This is a genomic window from Natrinema zhouii (genome assembly GCF_013456555.2).
Taxonomy (GTDB): domain Archaea; phylum Halobacteriota; class Halobacteria; order Halobacteriales; family Natrialbaceae; genus Natrinema; species Natrinema zhouii.
In genome coordinates, this window is sequence record NZ_CP059154.1 from 1381431 (window position 1) to 1396059 (window position 14629).

Genomic DNA, 14629 nt, shown 5'->3' on the forward strand with positions numbered 1-14629 from the left:
TCCTCCACTCCGTTACATACCCGGCAAAGAGGCGAAACCGATGATGCCGATTCAGAACGCGTCGAGTCCGAGCAGGTCGTTCTGGACGCGTTCACCGACCCGGATCTCGCTGTCCGCTCGCGGGTACGAACAACAAAGCAGTACGTAGCCGTCATCCTCCTGTTCAGGGGTGAGCCCCGTCCCCTCGCGCCCGTCGAGTTCGCCCTCGAGTAACTCGCCGGCACAGGAGGTACACATCCCGTTTCGACAGGAGTGGGGCAGCTCGAGGCCGGCGCGCTCGGCCGCGTCGAGGACGTACTCGTCCGGGCCGACCGCGACGGTCTCCGTCCCGTCCTCGAGGTGAAACGTGACGTCGTACATCTAGATTCGCTGGCGGAGCTTGTACAGTTCCAGCGCCTCGAGGCGCGGGTCGCCGGTGCCGACCTCGTCGTGCTCGAGGCTGGCACCGCTGATGCTCTCGTTGAACGACGTGCTGACGCCCTCCTCGTCGAACGTCGAGTCCATGATGTAGGCGACGTTGTCGCGCACCGTCTCGAAACTCTGGCCGAGTTCGTCGGCGGTGTCCTCGATCGCGTCGATCACTTCGTCCTCCGAGGCGGTGAACTCCGCGCCACGAGACAGTTCCTGCAGTTCGGTATCGGTCGATGCACCGGAATCGGCCGTCGTGTCGATGTCGTCCGTCATACTATCGCCCTCCGTCTGCCGCGACGCCGCGTTTGCGCTGGTAGATCTCCTGGTACTCACGGACCTCCTCGTCGATGTCCTTCTCGAGACACTCCTGATGACGATCGGCGACGAGGCCGATGATCTTCCGGTGGTCGATGTCGAGGGCCAGCGCCTCGTTGAACTGGCCGTCGATGAGGTGTCCCACCCGCATCAGGAGGTCGTCGAAACTGATCTCGAGGGGGTCGCCGACGGCGTCCGTGAACATGTAGCCGAAGTCCGCGACCGACGCCACGTTCTCGTAGAGGACGTCCTCGATGGCCCGGCCGACGCCCTGAAACTCGGGCTCGCCGGCGCGTTCCTTCGCGAGCAGTTCGCCCAGCGCCTCGACGCCGTGGGTCATGTGCCGCCCTTCGTCGGTGCTGATGAACTTGAACCCGTGGTTCAACAGCGGTAGCGGGGCGTTTTGCGAGAGTTTGTTGATCGCGTAGAAACCGCCGCGGGCGAGCAGCCCCTCGACGATCATGTGGTACACCGTCAGCGCCTTCGCGATGTCGACGGGGTCCTGCGAGTGAGCCGCTCTGGCAGTCAGCTGTCCCTGTCGATCGAAAATCTCGCCGAGCCCGGTCGCTTGGACGATCGGGATCCGAGCACCGCCGCGTTTCGGATTCAGGTCGGCGAACACGTCCTGGTCGCCCATCACCTCGTGCATGTAGACGTCGAGGAACTGCGTGTGCTTGTGTTCAGTCAGCGTGAATATCGACATGTACATCTCCATCTCCTCGCTGTCGTCGAAACACGGTGCTCCCACGATGCGCTGGAGGTGGTGACTCGCGTCCTCGCCGACCGCGAACTCGCCGTCGAGAAAGCCCGATACCAGGTATCTGATCTGCTTCTGCTCGACGGGCTCGAGCGAGCGCCAGATCTCGCGGTCCTCCTCGAAACCGACCTCGTCGAACAGCTTCTCGACGTTCCACGTCCCGAGTTCGACCCCCTTCTGGAAGAGGTCGTACCACTTGCTCGCGGTGTCGATCCGTTCCGCCCGGAACCCGTCTGTTGTGGTAACTTGTGACACAAGCGTAGGTCGCCGGTGCCGACAATGAGCGTACTCGTTCGAATAACCGGCAGTTGAAGTCACGCCGAGAATACTGCGTTCTCACCGAACCCTTCAGAACAGGTACCGCGCGTCGGTCTCGCCGGCGACGTCGCCCATCGCCGCCGCGGCGTCGCCGTAGTGGATGACCCGCGTCACGCTGCCGTCGAGTGCCATCTCGTTGGACATCACCGACTCGATGACGTCCGCACCCTCGAGGAGGTCCTTCCAGGTCTCGTAGGGAGCCTCGAGTTCGAATCCCACGTCCCGCGCCGACGGCTCTTCCACGAGTTGGGCCCGCCGACAGATCCCGTCTTCCAGTTCGAGGTGCGCGTGGACCCGCGAATCGTCGACGACGTACGTCTCCAGTTGCGCGAGCAGCGAGTCGAGGTCGCCCCGGATCCGGTCCTCGAGCGCCGGCCAGGCAACGTCGGGAACGTCGGCGAGTGCCACTCCAGAGAGGGCTCGCCGGAAGCGCTCGCGCTCGTCACCCTCGGCGGACGCCAGTCGCTCGTCGAAGGCCGGCGTCGCCGTCTCTCGCAGGCGGTCGAACTCGTCGTCCGCGAGCGCGTCGATCCGGTCGTACAGGTCGGCGGTCAGTTCGTCGGGGAGGTCCCCGAGCGCGGTCTCCTCGAGCGGGAGTCGCGTCAGGACGAACCGGAAGTCGCCGTCGAACTCAACGCCCCAGCCGTCGCTCTCGGCCGCGTACGCGTCGTCCTCGTTGAGATTGGCGCGATAACTCTCCAACCACTCTCTGGACGGAAACCAGTCTGTCATGGGTTCACAGACAGGATTCGGCGGCTTCAGCGTTCGTCCGCGAATCCGAGGCGATATATGTGCGATCGGTTCGCACGGGAATCGATCGACGGATACGGAAGTCAGTGGGTGGTGTAGCCACTGAAAGTCAGTGCACACCTAATCGCACGACAGCGTTGCGATCAGTGTGTAAACCGTTTCAGTGGCTACTATAGTGACGAAACTCGCCGACCGGGTACGGCCGGCAGTGAGCGGCTCATCTCGAGCGTCTCCCGCTGGCTGATAAACTCCCTCGGATACGCGGAGCAATCACAACAGGCGTTCACATTGTGCACAGTTCTATATCGGGTCCGTCGAAGCCCGGTGGCCACACATGAGCACGCAACAACTCCAACCGATCGAACAGTATTTTCCGACCGAGCCGTGGCTCGAGGCGTATCGAGACGCGATCAACGAAAGCAACGAGTACGCCGAGCACTCGGCGGGCTGGGGCGTCGACTTCGACGGCTCGTTCATCTTCCAGATCGAGGGCGTCCCCCTCGAGAGCAACACCATCGCCGACCTGCCGCCGGAAATCGTCGACGCGGCCGAGGACGAACTCACGGGGCTCTCCGAAAGCGAACTCGAGTCGGTTCTCGAGGAAGCGCCGGCCGAGGTGCGCGAGCGCATCGAATCCCGTAGCGGGCCGCTCGAGGAGCGAGTCACCGAGGAGGTCCTGGAGACGACGATGGCGGAAATCCCCGACCACACCTGGCCGGAACTGCGGGCGGAATTCCCCGACCTCCTCGCCGAACTGATCACGCAACTCGAGGAGAACATCGCCGACGACGGCACCGTGTACGCGTATCTGGACCTCTACGACGGCGAGTGCCGGGAGGTGGATACGATCACCGACCTCGACGAGCGGGAGTACGGGTTCCGGCTCGTCGGCGACTTCGAGCAGTGGAAGACGCTCGTCCGCGGCGAAGGCGGCGTCATCGACATGCTGATGTCCGGCGACTTCGAGATCGACGGCGACATGCAGAAGATCCTGCAGTACTCCGACGCGGCGGTCGACCTCGCCGAAACTGCGGCCGACGTGGACTCCCGGTTCATCTTCTGACTCCACCCGACGGCGGGCGGTCTGCCAGCCACCGGTCGGCGGTGATCCGGTGGCAGTTCGTTCGCGATCGCTCGAGCGCGGTGACTCGTTTCTGTTCCGTCCTCGGTCGCACTCCCCTTTTGCTCCGTCCTCAGCCGTACCTCCTTTCGCACCGTCCTCAGCCACACCCCCTTCCGCTCCGTCCTCGACCGTCCCCTGGCGAGCGATTCAGAGCCATTCCTGTCGGCGAAAGTGGACGAGCATCAGTCCGGCGAGTAGTCCCATTCCGAGCATCGTCGCCGGATAGCCGTACGTCCAGTACAGTTCGGGCATGGCCAGGGGCGTCTCGGCGAAGTTCATGCCGTAGACGCCGGCGATGAACGTCAGCGGGATGAAGATCGTCGCGACGACCGTCAGCGTCTTCATCACGTCGTTGGTCGACTGCGAGACGGTGTTGAGGTAGATGTCCCGCGACCCGCCGGTGAGGTCGCGGTACGTCTCGATGAGGTCGACGACCTGAACGAGGTGGTCGTAGACGTCTCGGAAGTACTTCTCGTTCTGATCGGCGATCTCGGGAACGTCGCCGCGCGAGAGGAACGAGATCGCCTCTCGAGCGGGCCAGGCGACCTTTCGGAACGCGAGGAGGTCCCGCCGGACGTCGTTCAGCGTCGCTAACAGCTGGGGGTCCGGCTCGTCGAGAACGCGCTCTTCGACCGCTTCGATATCGGCTTCGATCTCGTCGAGGAGAACGAAGTAGTCGTCGACGATGGCGTCCATGATCCGGTAGACGAGGAAGTCGGTCCCTCGGTCGGCGAATCGGCGGCCGTTCTTCGCCCACCGGGACGCTGAGGGGTCGACGAGCTCGACGTCGGTCGTCGACATCGTCACCACCCAGTCGGTGCCGATAAAGAACCCGACGGGGCTCGTCTGTACCTCCTTGTGGAACGCGATATCGTCGCGCTGGCTGAGCCGAACGGTCTTCAACAGCACGAACGTGTGCGTCTCGTACTCCTCGGTTTTCGGTCGCGTCCCCTCGTCGAGCACGTCTTCGATGGCCAACTGGTGAATATCGAAGCGCTCCGCGAGCGCGTCCATCTCGCTCGGCACGGGGTCGGCAGCGTGTATCCACGTTTCTCCCGGCGTCTCGATCGCGGTCGTCAGATCGTCGTACTTCTCCGCGCCATCGGCCGTATACACCATCGCGTCGAGGCTCATACGCGCTCTCCCGAGTCGGACCGTCCTGCGATCGCGACGAGAGCGATGCCGACGATGGTCGCCGTGATCGAAAACGCCCGCCCGGGGTACTCAACGTAGACCCCGACGACGTACCCGATAAATCCGACGGCAAACAAACCGGCTCCTGCGAGTCTGGCCCAATTCATGGGCGTATCCATTCGAGTCTACCGAGAAGAAAGTACGGTGCCGGATCGAATCCGGAGCAACTACTCCGTTTTCCGTCGGGTGATTGTTGTCCGTTTGACCAGTGGTTCCCGTCAGTACTCGAGGATCAGCCCGTACACCAGCCCGAGCGTCCCGCCGTAGAGGGCCCACGCGATGACGCCGACGAAGCCGCCGATGGTGACGTTGGGAATCGCCATCGGCACGCCCATCGCGACCGTCAACCAGACGGGCGCCAGGAACAGGGAGAGGACCACGCCGACGGCGACCCCGTAGCCGTTGCCGAGCGCGAGCGTCGTCATCGTGAGCGCAGACCGCTTGAGCAGCGGGACGAGGATTGTCTGGAGGTGTTCGTTGCGACTCGAGAGCAGCATTACTTTCGAGACGAAGGCGTCGATCGAACTCGAGACGAAGACGCTAAACGGGAGTGCGAACAGGACTCCGAGCGCGAACATCCCGAGCCAGCCGCCGTTCAGGGTCGGGACGCCGAAGATCGCGCCGACCCGCTTGATCGCATCGGTATCGTATACCTGGATCACCAGCGCGGCCTGAAAGCCCCCGGCGAGCCCGCCCGCGATGGCGGCTTCGATCTCTCGAGCGTCGAACTCGAGCGATTCGATCGTCTCGAAGACCGGGGCCAGAGCGATGCGGTACGGCGGCTCGTCGGGGTCGGCGTTCGAGCCGGCGTCGGTTCCGGTGGTGGCGTCGGAATCTGCCATCGTCGAACTGTATCCATTGTTCATCGGTGGCACGCCTCAACGTTGTTCCGCGCATCCGCGGCGATTTATACCGTTGGACTGGCCGACGTCGCGAGACCGATGTCGCCACCACGAGACCGCAGACGCGCCAGACGCAGGTGTGACCAAGCGCTCGAAGGAGCGCTGAGCGGGGGACTGACCGGTGATTCCGTGTCGGGTGTCCAATACACCAGTCGAAAGGGCTTCACCGACGGCAAGACACAAACCATTTATTACGGGATGTGGGCCGAAACCATATGAGTGAAAAATTTGCCCGAAGTCTCAGCGGAAAGCCTATCGTCGGAATCGACGGCACGGACTACGGGACGCTCTATACCATCACGATGGATCCCAAATCCGGCACCCTTCGCGATCTCGTCGTCGACTCCGGGAAACAGTCCTCGTCACCGATTACCAGCCAACCTAATGACGATGGCAAACTGCACATCCCCGTCAGCCGCATCGAGACGGTGAAAGATCAGATCGTCGTTCACACCGGCGACTGAGGATCCGTCCGGCGCACATTATCGCAGCGACGAAATCGGAGCGAAGCCGAGCAAAACTGATCGAAGCCGAAGCGAGAGCGACTGCTCAGTAGGCGCTCATCCCGGTCAGCTCCTTGCCGACGATGAGCTTCTGGATTTCGGTCGTACCGTCCGGGATCGTCATCACCCGAGCGTCCCGATAGTAGCGCTCCATGCGGTTCTCGAGGTCCAGTCCGGCAGCGCCCAGCACCTGCAGCGCGTCGCTGGTCGCCTCGATCGACTGTTCGCAGGCGTACCCCTTCGCGAGCGAGGAGAGCAGTCGGGCGTCCGGATCCCCGTCGACGAGCGCTTCGGCGGCGCTGCGAGAGAGGCCGCGCGAGGCCTCGATCGACGTCCGAACGTCGTAGAGCTTCTCCTGGACCAGCTGGTGCTGGCCGATCGGTTCGCCGAACGTCTCGCGCTCTTGGGCGTACGCCAGCGCGTCCTCGAACGCCGCCTCCATGATCCCGACCGCCATGAACGCCATCCCCGTTCGCATGAACGAGAACATGACGTTGAGCGGCTTGTGCTCGAAGAACAGCTGACTGACGTTCTCGGGGAAGGGGACGATATCATGGATGTCGTGGCCGTCGGCGATCGCGTCGCCGAAGATGGTCGAGAACCGGTTCTCGACCGGGATGCGCACGTCGTCGAAAACCATTCGACCGTTCGGGACGCCCTTCCAGCCGAGCTTGTTCATCTCCTCGGTCTCGAAGTCGGCGTTCGCCCGGTCGACCAGGAACATGTCTTGCGCGTCCTCGGACGCGTCGTGGGCGATGACGAGCGCGACGTCGGCGATCTGCGCGTTGCCGACCCACACCTTCTCGCCGTTGAGCACGAACTCCTCGCCGTCCTTGCGCGCGACGGTGTTCGGATGGGCCGTGTCGCTTCCCCCCTCGGGTTCGGTCACCGCGAGACAGCCGATACAGCGGTTCTCCTCGAGTTTCGGGAGCATGGCCTGCTGTGTCTCGTCGGCGGCGAAGCGGACGAACAGCGACGGGAACGACATCTGGAGCGCGACGTTCAGGCTCGGCCAGATGCGGCTGATCTCCTCCGAGGCGATGACGAACCGCCAGACGTCGCCGAAGTACTGGTCGACGGTGTCGGGGGTGAAGCCGATCCCGAGATCGTGCAACCCGTCGAGATAGCCCACGAGGTCGTCGCGCGTCATCGGGCCGTTGCGATCCGCCTCGTCGACGATCGGTTCGATCTCGGACTCGAGGTACGCCCGGAGATCGTCGCGAAACGCCGTCTGGTCCTCGGTCAGGCGCATTCTATGACTCCGCGGGGACCTGTTCGGACAGCGAGTTCATGATTGGCGCGAGGCGTGTCCCCTTCTGCACCGGCCCGTCCATCTCGTACTTCTGCTTCATGAAGCCCTGGATCGGATCGACGCTGCCGACGATGAGGCCGACGAGCGTGTCCGCCGGGCCGGTGATCTCGAGCATCGGATCGTCGAGGTGGCCCGCGCCGCCGTGCATCGTCTGCGAGTCCTCGTCGACCTTGAGGTGGCCCTCCATCGGGCAGTCGTCGGCCTCGAAGTTGACGGTGATGTCCTCGTCGATGCTCTCGCGGACCTCGGGCGAGGTCTCGACGAGGACGTTCATGCCGGCCCAGAGCAGTTCCTGGAACTGATCGGCGGTGTCGGGGTTCTCGGAGACGAACGACGCGATGTCCATCGACTCCATTCGCTGAACCACGCGGCCGAACGTCTCGGGGTATTCGCGGACGAGTTCCTCGGTCTGTCCCTCCATCTCGCCGAGTAGCGCCGGCAGGTCGTCTTCGAGTTCGTCGTTCGACTTCTCGAGCGATGCGTCGATCTCCTGAATGAGTTCGTCGTTCGTCATGGCTATGGGTTCGGGCCCGCCGGATGGGCGGGTCCCGCTGTCAGTGACTACGGAGCAACCGACGAACAGTGTGATCCGTGGAATACGCGGAGGTTTATATTCCGATCCGTGGCGGTCGGCGGATCGATCCCGACTCGAGTTACGTGTCTCCCTCCGTCAGAATGGGAGAGTGTCAGCTGCGTCCCGATGAAGACGGCTTCTGACTGACGTCTCCTCTAGTTCGAGCATTGCATCCATTACACGGTCCGGTACACATCATTTTTATGACTGATAGTCGTTGCGGACATGGGAAACGTCATTATTATACTATCGTACCAGTGCCCAGTGAATTTCCGCTGAAAAGCGCCATTATAGAGCGCTATGGAATCCTATCTATCGGTGTGAATTTCAAAGGCAAGCACTGGAAAGCACTCTGCAGTTTTCACGTGACACATAAGAGGGATGTATGAGACGAAAACAAACCGAGCGAACCGAAGACGACTCGAGAAGCCTCGTCGACCGAGTGAAAGGGCGATCCACGGAACCAACCCAGGACGACTCGAGAGGGCTGTTAGACCGTGCACGGGGCCGATCGACAGAGCCGACGCAAGACGACTCGAGAAGCATGTTGGACCGAGCGAGGGGCCAATCGGCAGAGCCGACCCGGAACGAGACGGGGAGCTGGTTCGATCGAGCCAGAGCGAAGTACGGCCTCGGTGCGCTGCTCGTCGCCGCCGGGGTCGTGCTTTTCGTCTTCCCGGAACCGATCACGTCGACCGCGGGCCTCGCACTGATCGCAGTCGGGGCCATCATCTGGCTCGCCGGCTAACACCGGTAGCCGAGCGCCGTCGGTCGAATTGAGGACACCGGTCCTCGAATACTCGATTTTTGGGCGTCGTCGGTCTCCGCACAGAGCGGGCCGACAGGTGAGAGAGCGGAGAGACCCGCTCGTATTTACACGCGACGAAACGATCAGTCGGCCGGGTCCGCCGTCGCGCGCTCGCGAAGCGCCTCCTTGTCCGTCTTCTCGATGTCGGTCAGCGGGATCGACTCGACGAACGTCACCCTCGAGGGCATCGCGTGTTTCGGCACGTTCCCCTCGAGGTGCTCGATCACGTCCGCCTCGGTCAGGTCGGCGTCCGGTTGCGGTTCGATGAAGATCCGGACTCGTTCGCTGCCCGGCCGCTCCGGGTCGGGGACGCCGACCGTCGCGGGTCGTTTGACCCCCTCGAGAGCGAACAGGATCTCGTCGATCTCTTCGGAGTAGACCTTCAGCCCCGACACGTTGATCATGTGCTTGACGCGGTCGACGACGTAGAACCGCCCCTCCGAATCGACTTTCGCGATGTCGCCGGTGGCGACGTACCCCTCGTCGTCGAAGGGGTCCCTGTCCTCGTCGAGGTATCCCTTCATCCGCTGTGGGCCGTTTACCAGCATCTCGCCCTCGAGTCCGTCGGCCGCGGCCGCCTCGAGCGGAATCTCCTCGCCCGTATCGACGTCGCGGAGTTTGACGTCCGTGTCCGGGACGGGGATGCCGATGGTCGGCTGATCGAGGCCGTCGTCGTCCGACGAACCGGTCAGGAACCCGTGGACCCCGTGGATGTTGAAATGCGTGATCGGGGACATCTCGGAGAGCCCGTACCCCTGAGAGACGCCGCCGGACTCGCGCTCGAACTCCGATTTCGTCTCGCTCGCCAGGGGTGCGGAGCCGGAGATGCCGAGCACCTCCGCCGACAGCTCCTCGTCGACGAGTTCCATGAACTGGGTCGGAACCCCGAACATGATCAGCGGGTCGTGCGTCTCGACCAGTTCGCTCATCTGTGCCGTGTTCCGCGCGTCGGGAACGACCAGGAGGTCGAGCGCGAGCTCGAGCAGACTGTTGGTGATCGAGTAGCCGTACGAGTGATACATCGGCAGCGCCATCACCGCCGCCTCGCTGCCGCGCATCATCTCGGCGAGCTGGGACTGCGCGGCGACGCCCTGCAACGCGTTGGCCACGAGGTTGCGGTGGGTCAGCAGACACCCCTTCGGGAGGCCGGTCGTGCCGCCGGTGAACAGCAGCGTGTGAACGTCCGTCTCGACGTCGAAGTCGATATCCGGGGGCGCTCGCTCGGCCTCGTCGATAACGTCCGGCAGCCACTCGGCTCCGTCGACCGTCTCGTGGTCGGCCGGCGGGTCCGCCGAGTAATCGTCCAGCGACGTGAGGATAACGTCGTCCAAGTCGAGGTCGTCCGCGAGCGAGCGCACCAGCTCGAGGTGTTCGTCGTGGCCGATCAGGACCTCCGGGTCGCCCTGCTCGAGCCGGTAGGCGAGCGAGTCCTCGGCGTCGAGGAAATCGTTCGGAATGTGGACGCCGCCGGCCCGCGAGATGGCGTTCGAGGCGACGACGAACTGGACGGACGTCGGCAGAATTGTCGCGACCCGGCTGCCCTTCTCGACGCCGCGCTCGCGCAGCGCCGTCGTCAATCGTTCGACGTCTGCGAGAACCTCCGGATAGGTGTACCGCTCGCCGTACTGGACAATCCCCTGTTCCGGGTAGTCGGCCGCGGCGTTCTCGAGGAATCGGTGGACCGGTTCGTCGGGATACGGCTCGAGCGTCTCGGGAATGCCGAACCGTTCGTACGCCGTCGACCAGAGAGTCGCGTCTCGGGACATTCGTTCTCGTTACCGCCCCAGATTCGCTAAAGGGTACTCACTGCTATCCGGGGGTGTTGAAGGTCGACACCGGGAGACTCGTGGCTTCCGTGCGGAGGGTCGGTTACCGAATCAGTGGCCGAACCGTGATCGATACGCCGGGGACGGGCCCGGCGGCGATATAAACGACCTGCGATCCGTCGAGCAATTTCCTTCGTCGTCGCCGTTCTCTCTCGGCGCATGGACTTCGGACTGGACGACAAGACCGCGCTCGTCACGGGGGCGGGCGGTCGGATCGGCAGCGTCGACTGCGAGGTACTCGCTGCAGAAGGAACCGATATAATCGCGCTGGACGTCGACATCGATGCCGCCGAAACGGTCGCCGACGACATCGAAGACGCGGGCGGGACGGCCCGCGCGCTCGAGTGCGACCTGACCGATCGCGACGCGGTCGCGGAGACGGTTTCGGCGGTCGATGAGGATGTCGGCGGCATCGACGTGTTGATCAACAACGCGGGGCTGGTTGACGCCCGCGACAGGGTCGAGGACTTCGACGACGAGGTCTGGGACCGCGACGTCGCGGTCAACCTGACGGGAACCTACAACGTCACCCGCGCGGTCTACCCCGGGATGAAAGAACGGGAGTGGGGACGCATCATCAACATGTCCTCGGTCGCCGGCTGGCAGGGCGGCTTCGGGCAGGCATCCTACAGCGCGACGAAGTCGGCGCTGATCGGCTTCGGCAAGACGCTCGCCCTCGAGGGTGCCCAGCACGGCATCACGAGCAACGTCGTCGCGCCGAGCATCGTCGTCGGCGCGCTCGCGGACCTGCCGGTCGACCAGTTAGAGGGGGTCGACGAGCACTTCGCCCGGATCGCCGAGGCGACGCCGATGCGGCGGCTGGGACGGGAAGAAGACGTCGCGAACCTGATCGCGTATCTCTGCTCCGAACAGGCCAATTACATCACGGGGCAGGTCGTCGGCGTCACCGGCGGCGTCGACCTCTTCAGTTTCTAGCCGATCGTTGCTGCAGCGTCCCATTTATCCGTTGGTCGAGCCGGCGATCCCGCGAGATCAGTGACCGGATCGGTCGCTGTCGGTGCTCGAGACTGACTGCGATGGATCGTCACGACGGCGTACCACAATCGCACGAACGCGGTTTCGTGAGAAAAACGGCCGTCCGCTCTCCGTCACACCGCGCCAGTTGCAGCCAACATTCTCACTGCACCAGCCACAGCCGACGTTGCTCGCACCGCACCGGCGTGACCGCAGTCGTCACGGAATGATCTGTGCGAGGATTTTGGACTCGATCTTCCGCAGGTGGCCGCCAACCGTCCCACCGGTACAGCCGAGTTCGTTGCCAATATCCTCGTGCGTCACCGCTCGAGGCACGTTGTAGTAGCCCATATCGACGGCGGTCTGCAGGATCTCCTGTTGGCGCTCGGTGAGCTGGGAGAACAGGCGATCCGTGTTCGGTTCGTATTTCCCCGTCTTGAGGAGTTTGAGCCTGATCCCGTCGGGGACGTCCGGGATGGCCTCCTGAAAGCTCTGTACGTCGCCGATCATCGTGACGCGCAACCCGCCGCGCCGCGTGAACTCGAGGGGCGTATCGAAGATGAACTCGAACTCCTTGAGCATACTCAACAGACCGACGAGCCGCTCGTGTGCCTCGACGTGGATGTAGGCGTGAATCTCGTCGCCGACGCCCGAGAGCTGGTACTTGCATACCATCGGTGAGTCTTCCAGAATCGTCTCGAGGGCCTCCCGATCACCCGCGAACTGATAGATGGTGACGATCGTCTCGTCGGCGAGGAGATTGACGTTGTGGAGGAGCTCACGCGAAACCTCGGGATGGTCCGCGATCCGCTTATCAACGGGATGCAATCCCTCGTCGTCGGGGATGATGATGCATTTTGCGTATCTCATCTCACGACCGTCACCACACTGTGAACATACTTCTTGGTACCGTTTGTCAGTGGCGTTGCGAAGCGAGGGGAGCCATCGGTCGGCTCGCGCTTCGAGACGGTCGTCTGCCGCCGATAACGACGCTCAGTTCGGAATCGTCGATAGATCACTGGAAACGACATCAGAGACGCTACTCGGGAAGTTCGGCGGTGAAGTTGCCGTGGACTGCGATTCCGCGCTTGATAATCTCGTACTGGTGGTACAGGGTCACGCCCTGATCGACGGACGCGTCGCTCTTGAGGCCGAGTGCGGCTGCGGCCTTGAGGAGGGGCGTAACGGCCAGTGAGAGCAACCACTGCCGTCGCGCCGATGGGATGATCTGCTCGTAGTGGTCGTCGAACGTTACGTCCGTGAATCCGAGCTCCTCGAGGGTCTCCCGAAACTCGCTGATATGCGCGAAGTCGGGAACGGCCCACCCATCGAGGACCGTTCGCAGCTTCTCCGCCTCCGGGTCGGTCAGCGCGGTTCGACTCCGGAACCCGTCGGCTATCATGAGACGGCCGCCCGGCGCGAGGACGCGACGAATCTCCTCGAGGACCCGTTCTTTGCGCTCCGAGTGACAGACCGTTTCGATACCGGAAACCGCGTCGAACGTTCCGTCGGGGTAGGGAATGTCGTGGTAGTCCCCGACGCTGAACTCGGTTCGCTCGGAAACGCCGCGATCGCGAGCGTTCGCCCGGGCTTCGCTGACGTGCAGCGGATCGATATCGATGCCGTGGACGTCGGCCCCGTATTCGGCCGCGACGTGCGTCGGGAATCCGCCGCGTCCCGTCCCGATGTCCAACACCGTGTCCGTCTCGTCGACCTCGAGCGTGTCGGCGTAGACGCTGTTGGAGTTCGTCATGGCCTCTCGATGGGTCGTGGATTCGTCCTCGTAAAAGCCGTAGTGGAGGTTGGTGGTACTCCAGAAGACGCGATACTCCCACGCGGTCTCGTTGTAGAAGTCGACGATTTCGTCGGTTTCGAACCGTTGCGTTTGCATGCTCTGAGGCGGACCGTTCTATCCGATAGTCCTTCTCCCGCGTTTCCACGCCGCTTTATATCGTCTCACTCACGAACGGTGTCACTCGGTTCTCGCTCGACCCCTCGAGACTGCAGAGAAGCGGGAACGCGCACGGAGATAGCCTCAAATATATAATAATTATGGCCGAATCGCGTATAAACTCCCCCGGATACAAGGAGGTAAAATGATTACAAATCATGTTGGGTGTGTTCTTGTGCCACACATAGCAGAACTCCGACTCGGCCGATCAGCGGACGATTCGGGCCCGATTTCGGTGAATCGACGCAAAGCCGTGAGAAGACTGACCGAGAAAAGAGCATAATATGTACAACAAAAAGCGACTATTGGGCGGAACTGGCGCATCGTTTCTGGTCGTCGCGTTAGTTGGAATGATCGTCCTCTCATCGGGGACGGCCTACGCTGCGCCGCTGGCGAGCGGCAGCGGATTCACCGTCGAGGCCGACGAGATTCGATCCGACGAGTTCCTCCTCTACCCCAGTGCCGGCGAAGGCGATAAAGGGGAAACACCGGTCGTCGTCGTTGAGCAACGCGGCGTCGAAATCGACGGGCTGGTGTTGACGAGAGAGCAGGAAGTACCCATGATGGACGGGACGATGGAGATCGAGTTCACCGCCGACGAGACGGTCACGGCGGACGAGCAATACATCAAACTCACCGGACTGGACGCAGAGAACGCGGAGTTCAACGGCCAGGTCATCAACGCCCAGTCCAGTGATAATCCCGAACAGCAGTTCCAGCAGACGGCCGGAGAGAACGCCGATCCCGAAGACGGCTACCTTACCAACGTGAGCGGAGAAGGGCCCGGAATGGTTCAGGAAGACGTCGAGATCGACATGGTGTACCTCGCCTCGAACGAGATCACCCTCCCCGGTCTCGACGTGAACGTGGATTACAACTCCGGCGGATCCGACAACTCCAGCGGGTGATT

Annotated in this window: 17 protein-coding genes; 5 read left to right on the top strand and 12 right to left on the bottom strand. The window is 62.9% G+C overall.

What is annotated here, in order from left to right:
- Positions 1–51: 51 nt before the first annotated feature.
- From HYG81_RS25525 to HYG81_RS25540, 4 genes are all read right to left on the bottom strand, one after another.
- Complete coding sequence (locus HYG81_RS25525) at positions 52–360, bottom strand: 2Fe-2S iron-sulfur cluster-binding protein (protein WP_180842459.1); 309 nt, start codon at positions 358–360, stop codon at positions 52–54.
- Positions 361–684, bottom strand: coding sequence for a hypothetical protein (locus tag HYG81_RS25530; RefSeq protein ID WP_180842460.1), 324 nt, complete (start codon positions 682–684; stop codon positions 361–363).
- A 1-nt stretch (position 685) separates the two neighbouring features.
- Complete coding sequence (locus HYG81_RS25535) at positions 686–1738, bottom strand: ferritin family protein (protein WP_180842461.1); 1053 nt, start codon at positions 1736–1738, stop codon at positions 686–688.
- 93 nt (positions 1739–1831) lie between these two features.
- Positions 1832–2533, bottom strand: coding sequence for a sterol carrier protein (locus HYG81_RS25540; RefSeq protein ID WP_180842462.1), 702 nt, complete (start codon positions 2531–2533; stop codon positions 1832–1834).
- A gap of 352 nt (positions 2534–2885) precedes the next feature.
- Between HYG81_RS25540 and HYG81_RS25545 the strand changes: the two genes are divergently transcribed.
- Positions 2886–3614 (top strand): SCP2 sterol-binding domain-containing protein, encoded by a 729-nt coding sequence (locus HYG81_RS25545; protein WP_180842463.1) that lies wholly within the window; start codon positions 2886–2888, stop codon positions 3612–3614.
- Positions 3615–3821: 207 nt separating this feature from the next.
- Here HYG81_RS25545 and corA read toward each other — a convergent pair whose 3' ends face one another.
- The 3 genes from corA to HYG81_RS25560 all read right to left on the bottom strand — a co-directional run bounded on the left by corA (position 3822) and on the right by HYG81_RS25560 (position 5710).
- On the bottom strand, positions 3822–4808 hold the full coding sequence (gene corA, locus HYG81_RS25550; protein WP_180842464.1) for a magnesium/cobalt transporter CorA: 987 nt from the start codon (positions 4806–4808) through the stop codon (positions 3822–3824).
- Positions 4805–4975 (bottom strand): hypothetical protein, encoded by a 171-nt coding sequence (locus HYG81_RS25555; RefSeq protein WP_226777530.1) that lies wholly within the window; start codon positions 4973–4975, stop codon positions 4805–4807. The genes corA and HYG81_RS25555 overlap by 4 nt, the downstream gene beginning before the upstream one ends.
- A 111-nt stretch (positions 4976–5086) precedes the next feature.
- Positions 5087–5710: a hypothetical protein gene (locus HYG81_RS25560; protein WP_180842465.1), complete on the bottom strand. Its 624-nt coding sequence runs from the start codon at positions 5708–5710 to the stop codon at positions 5087–5089.
- Positions 5711–5985: 275 nt separating this feature from the next.
- Here HYG81_RS25560 and HYG81_RS25565 point away from each other — a divergent pair, with 275 nt between their 5' ends.
- Positions 5986–6234, top strand: coding sequence for a PRC-barrel domain-containing protein (locus HYG81_RS25565; protein ID WP_180842466.1), 249 nt, complete (start codon positions 5986–5988; stop codon positions 6232–6234).
- An 85-nt stretch (positions 6235–6319) separates the two neighbouring features.
- Here the strand turns inward: HYG81_RS25565 and HYG81_RS25570 are convergent, their stop codons facing one another.
- Both HYG81_RS25570 and HYG81_RS25575 read right to left on the bottom strand, forming a co-directional pair.
- Positions 6320–7525 carry an acyl-CoA dehydrogenase family protein gene (locus tag HYG81_RS25570; RefSeq protein WP_180842467.1) on the bottom strand — a complete coding sequence of 402 codons (1206 nt, stop codon included), beginning with the start codon at positions 7523–7525 and terminating at the stop codon, positions 6320–6322.
- A gap of 1 nt (position 7526) precedes the next feature.
- Positions 7527–8099 carry an SCP2 sterol-binding domain-containing protein gene (locus HYG81_RS25575; protein ID WP_180842468.1) on the bottom strand — a complete coding sequence of 191 codons (573 nt, stop codon included), beginning with the start codon at positions 8097–8099 and terminating at the stop codon, positions 7527–7529.
- Positions 8100–8544: 445 nt separating this feature from the next.
- Between HYG81_RS25575 and HYG81_RS25580 the strand changes: the two genes are divergently transcribed.
- Positions 8545–8907: a hypothetical protein gene (locus tag HYG81_RS25580; protein ID WP_226777531.1), complete on the top strand. Its 363-nt coding sequence runs from the start codon at positions 8545–8547 to the stop codon at positions 8905–8907.
- Between the two features lie 143 nt (positions 8908–9050).
- On the opposite strand, the gene HYG81_RS25585 is transcribed toward HYG81_RS25580, so the two are convergent.
- Positions 9051–10733 (bottom strand): AMP-binding protein, encoded by a 1683-nt coding sequence (locus HYG81_RS25585; protein ID WP_180842469.1) that lies wholly within the window; start codon positions 10731–10733, stop codon positions 9051–9053.
- Between the two features lie 219 nt (positions 10734–10952).
- Between HYG81_RS25585 and HYG81_RS25590 the strand changes: the two genes are divergently transcribed.
- Positions 10953–11729: an SDR family NAD(P)-dependent oxidoreductase gene (locus HYG81_RS25590; protein ID WP_180842470.1), complete on the top strand. Its 777-nt coding sequence runs from the start codon at positions 10953–10955 to the stop codon at positions 11727–11729.
- Between the two features lie 258 nt (positions 11730–11987).
- Here HYG81_RS25590 and HYG81_RS25595 read toward each other — a convergent pair whose 3' ends face one another.
- The gene (locus HYG81_RS25595) at positions 11988–12638 is read right to left on the bottom strand and encodes a helix-turn-helix domain-containing protein (protein ID WP_180842471.1); all 651 of its coding nucleotides are present in this window, start codon (positions 12636–12638) and stop codon (positions 11988–11990) included.
- 169 nt (positions 12639–12807) lie between these two features.
- Positions 12808–13659, bottom strand: a complete 852-nt coding sequence (locus tag HYG81_RS25600) for an SAM-dependent methyltransferase (RefSeq protein WP_180842472.1) — start codon at positions 13657–13659, stop codon at positions 12808–12810.
- Between the two features lie 344 nt (positions 13660–14003).
- Between HYG81_RS25600 and HYG81_RS25605 the strand changes: the two genes are divergently transcribed.
- On the top strand, positions 14004–14627 hold the full coding sequence (locus HYG81_RS25605; protein ID WP_180842473.1) for a DUF6230 family protein: 624 nt from the start codon (positions 14004–14006) through the stop codon (positions 14625–14627).
- Positions 14628–14629: the final 2 nt, after the last annotated feature.

Excerpts from the sequence above, each read along its gene's own strand:
- HYG81_RS25525 (WP_180842459.1), bottom strand. The coding sequence starts at position 360 with ATGTACGACGTCACGTTTCACCTCGAGGACGGGACGGAGACCGTCGCG.
- HYG81_RS25530 (WP_180842460.1), bottom strand. The coding sequence starts at position 684 with ATGACGGACGACATCGACACGACGGCCGATTCCGGTGCATCGACCGAT.
- HYG81_RS25540 (WP_180842462.1), bottom strand. The coding sequence starts at position 2,533 with ATGACAGACTGGTTTCCGTCCAGAGAGTGGTTGGAGAGTTATCGCGCC.
- HYG81_RS25545 (WP_180842463.1), top strand. The coding sequence starts at position 2,886 with ATGAGCACGCAACAACTCCAACCGATCGAACAGTATTTTCCGACCGAG.
- corA (WP_180842464.1), bottom strand. The coding sequence starts at position 4,808 with ATGAGCCTCGACGCGATGGTGTATACGGCCGATGGCGCGGAGAAGTAC.
- HYG81_RS25555 (WP_226777530.1), bottom strand. The coding sequence starts at position 4,975 with ATGAATTGGGCCAGACTCGCAGGAGCCGGTTTGTTTGCCGTCGGATTT.
- HYG81_RS25560 (WP_180842465.1), bottom strand. The coding sequence starts at position 5,710 with ATGGCAGATTCCGACGCCACCACCGGAACCGACGCCGGCTCGAACGCC.
- HYG81_RS25565 (WP_180842466.1), top strand. The coding sequence starts at position 5,986 with ATGAGTGAAAAATTTGCCCGAAGTCTCAGCGGAAAGCCTATCGTCGGA.
- HYG81_RS25570 (WP_180842467.1), bottom strand. The coding sequence starts at position 7,525 with ATGCGCCTGACCGAGGACCAGACGGCGTTTCGCGACGATCTCCGGGCG.
- HYG81_RS25575 (WP_180842468.1), bottom strand. The coding sequence starts at position 8,099 with ATGACGAACGACGAACTCATTCAGGAGATCGACGCATCGCTCGAGAAG.
- HYG81_RS25580 (WP_226777531.1), top strand. The coding sequence starts at position 8,545 with ATGAGACGAAAACAAACCGAGCGAACCGAAGACGACTCGAGAAGCCTC.
- HYG81_RS25585 (WP_180842469.1), bottom strand. The coding sequence starts at position 10,733 with ATGTCCCGAGACGCGACTCTCTGGTCGACGGCGTACGAACGGTTCGGC.
- HYG81_RS25590 (WP_180842470.1), top strand. The coding sequence starts at position 10,953 with ATGGACTTCGGACTGGACGACAAGACCGCGCTCGTCACGGGGGCGGGC.
- HYG81_RS25595 (WP_180842471.1), bottom strand. The coding sequence starts at position 12,638 with ATGAGATACGCAAAATGCATCATCATCCCCGACGACGAGGGATTGCAT.
- HYG81_RS25600 (WP_180842472.1), bottom strand. The coding sequence starts at position 13,659 with ATGCAAACGCAACGGTTCGAAACCGACGAAATCGTCGACTTCTACAAC.
- HYG81_RS25605 (WP_180842473.1), top strand. The coding sequence starts at position 14,004 with ATGTACAACAAAAAGCGACTATTGGGCGGAACTGGCGCATCGTTTCTG.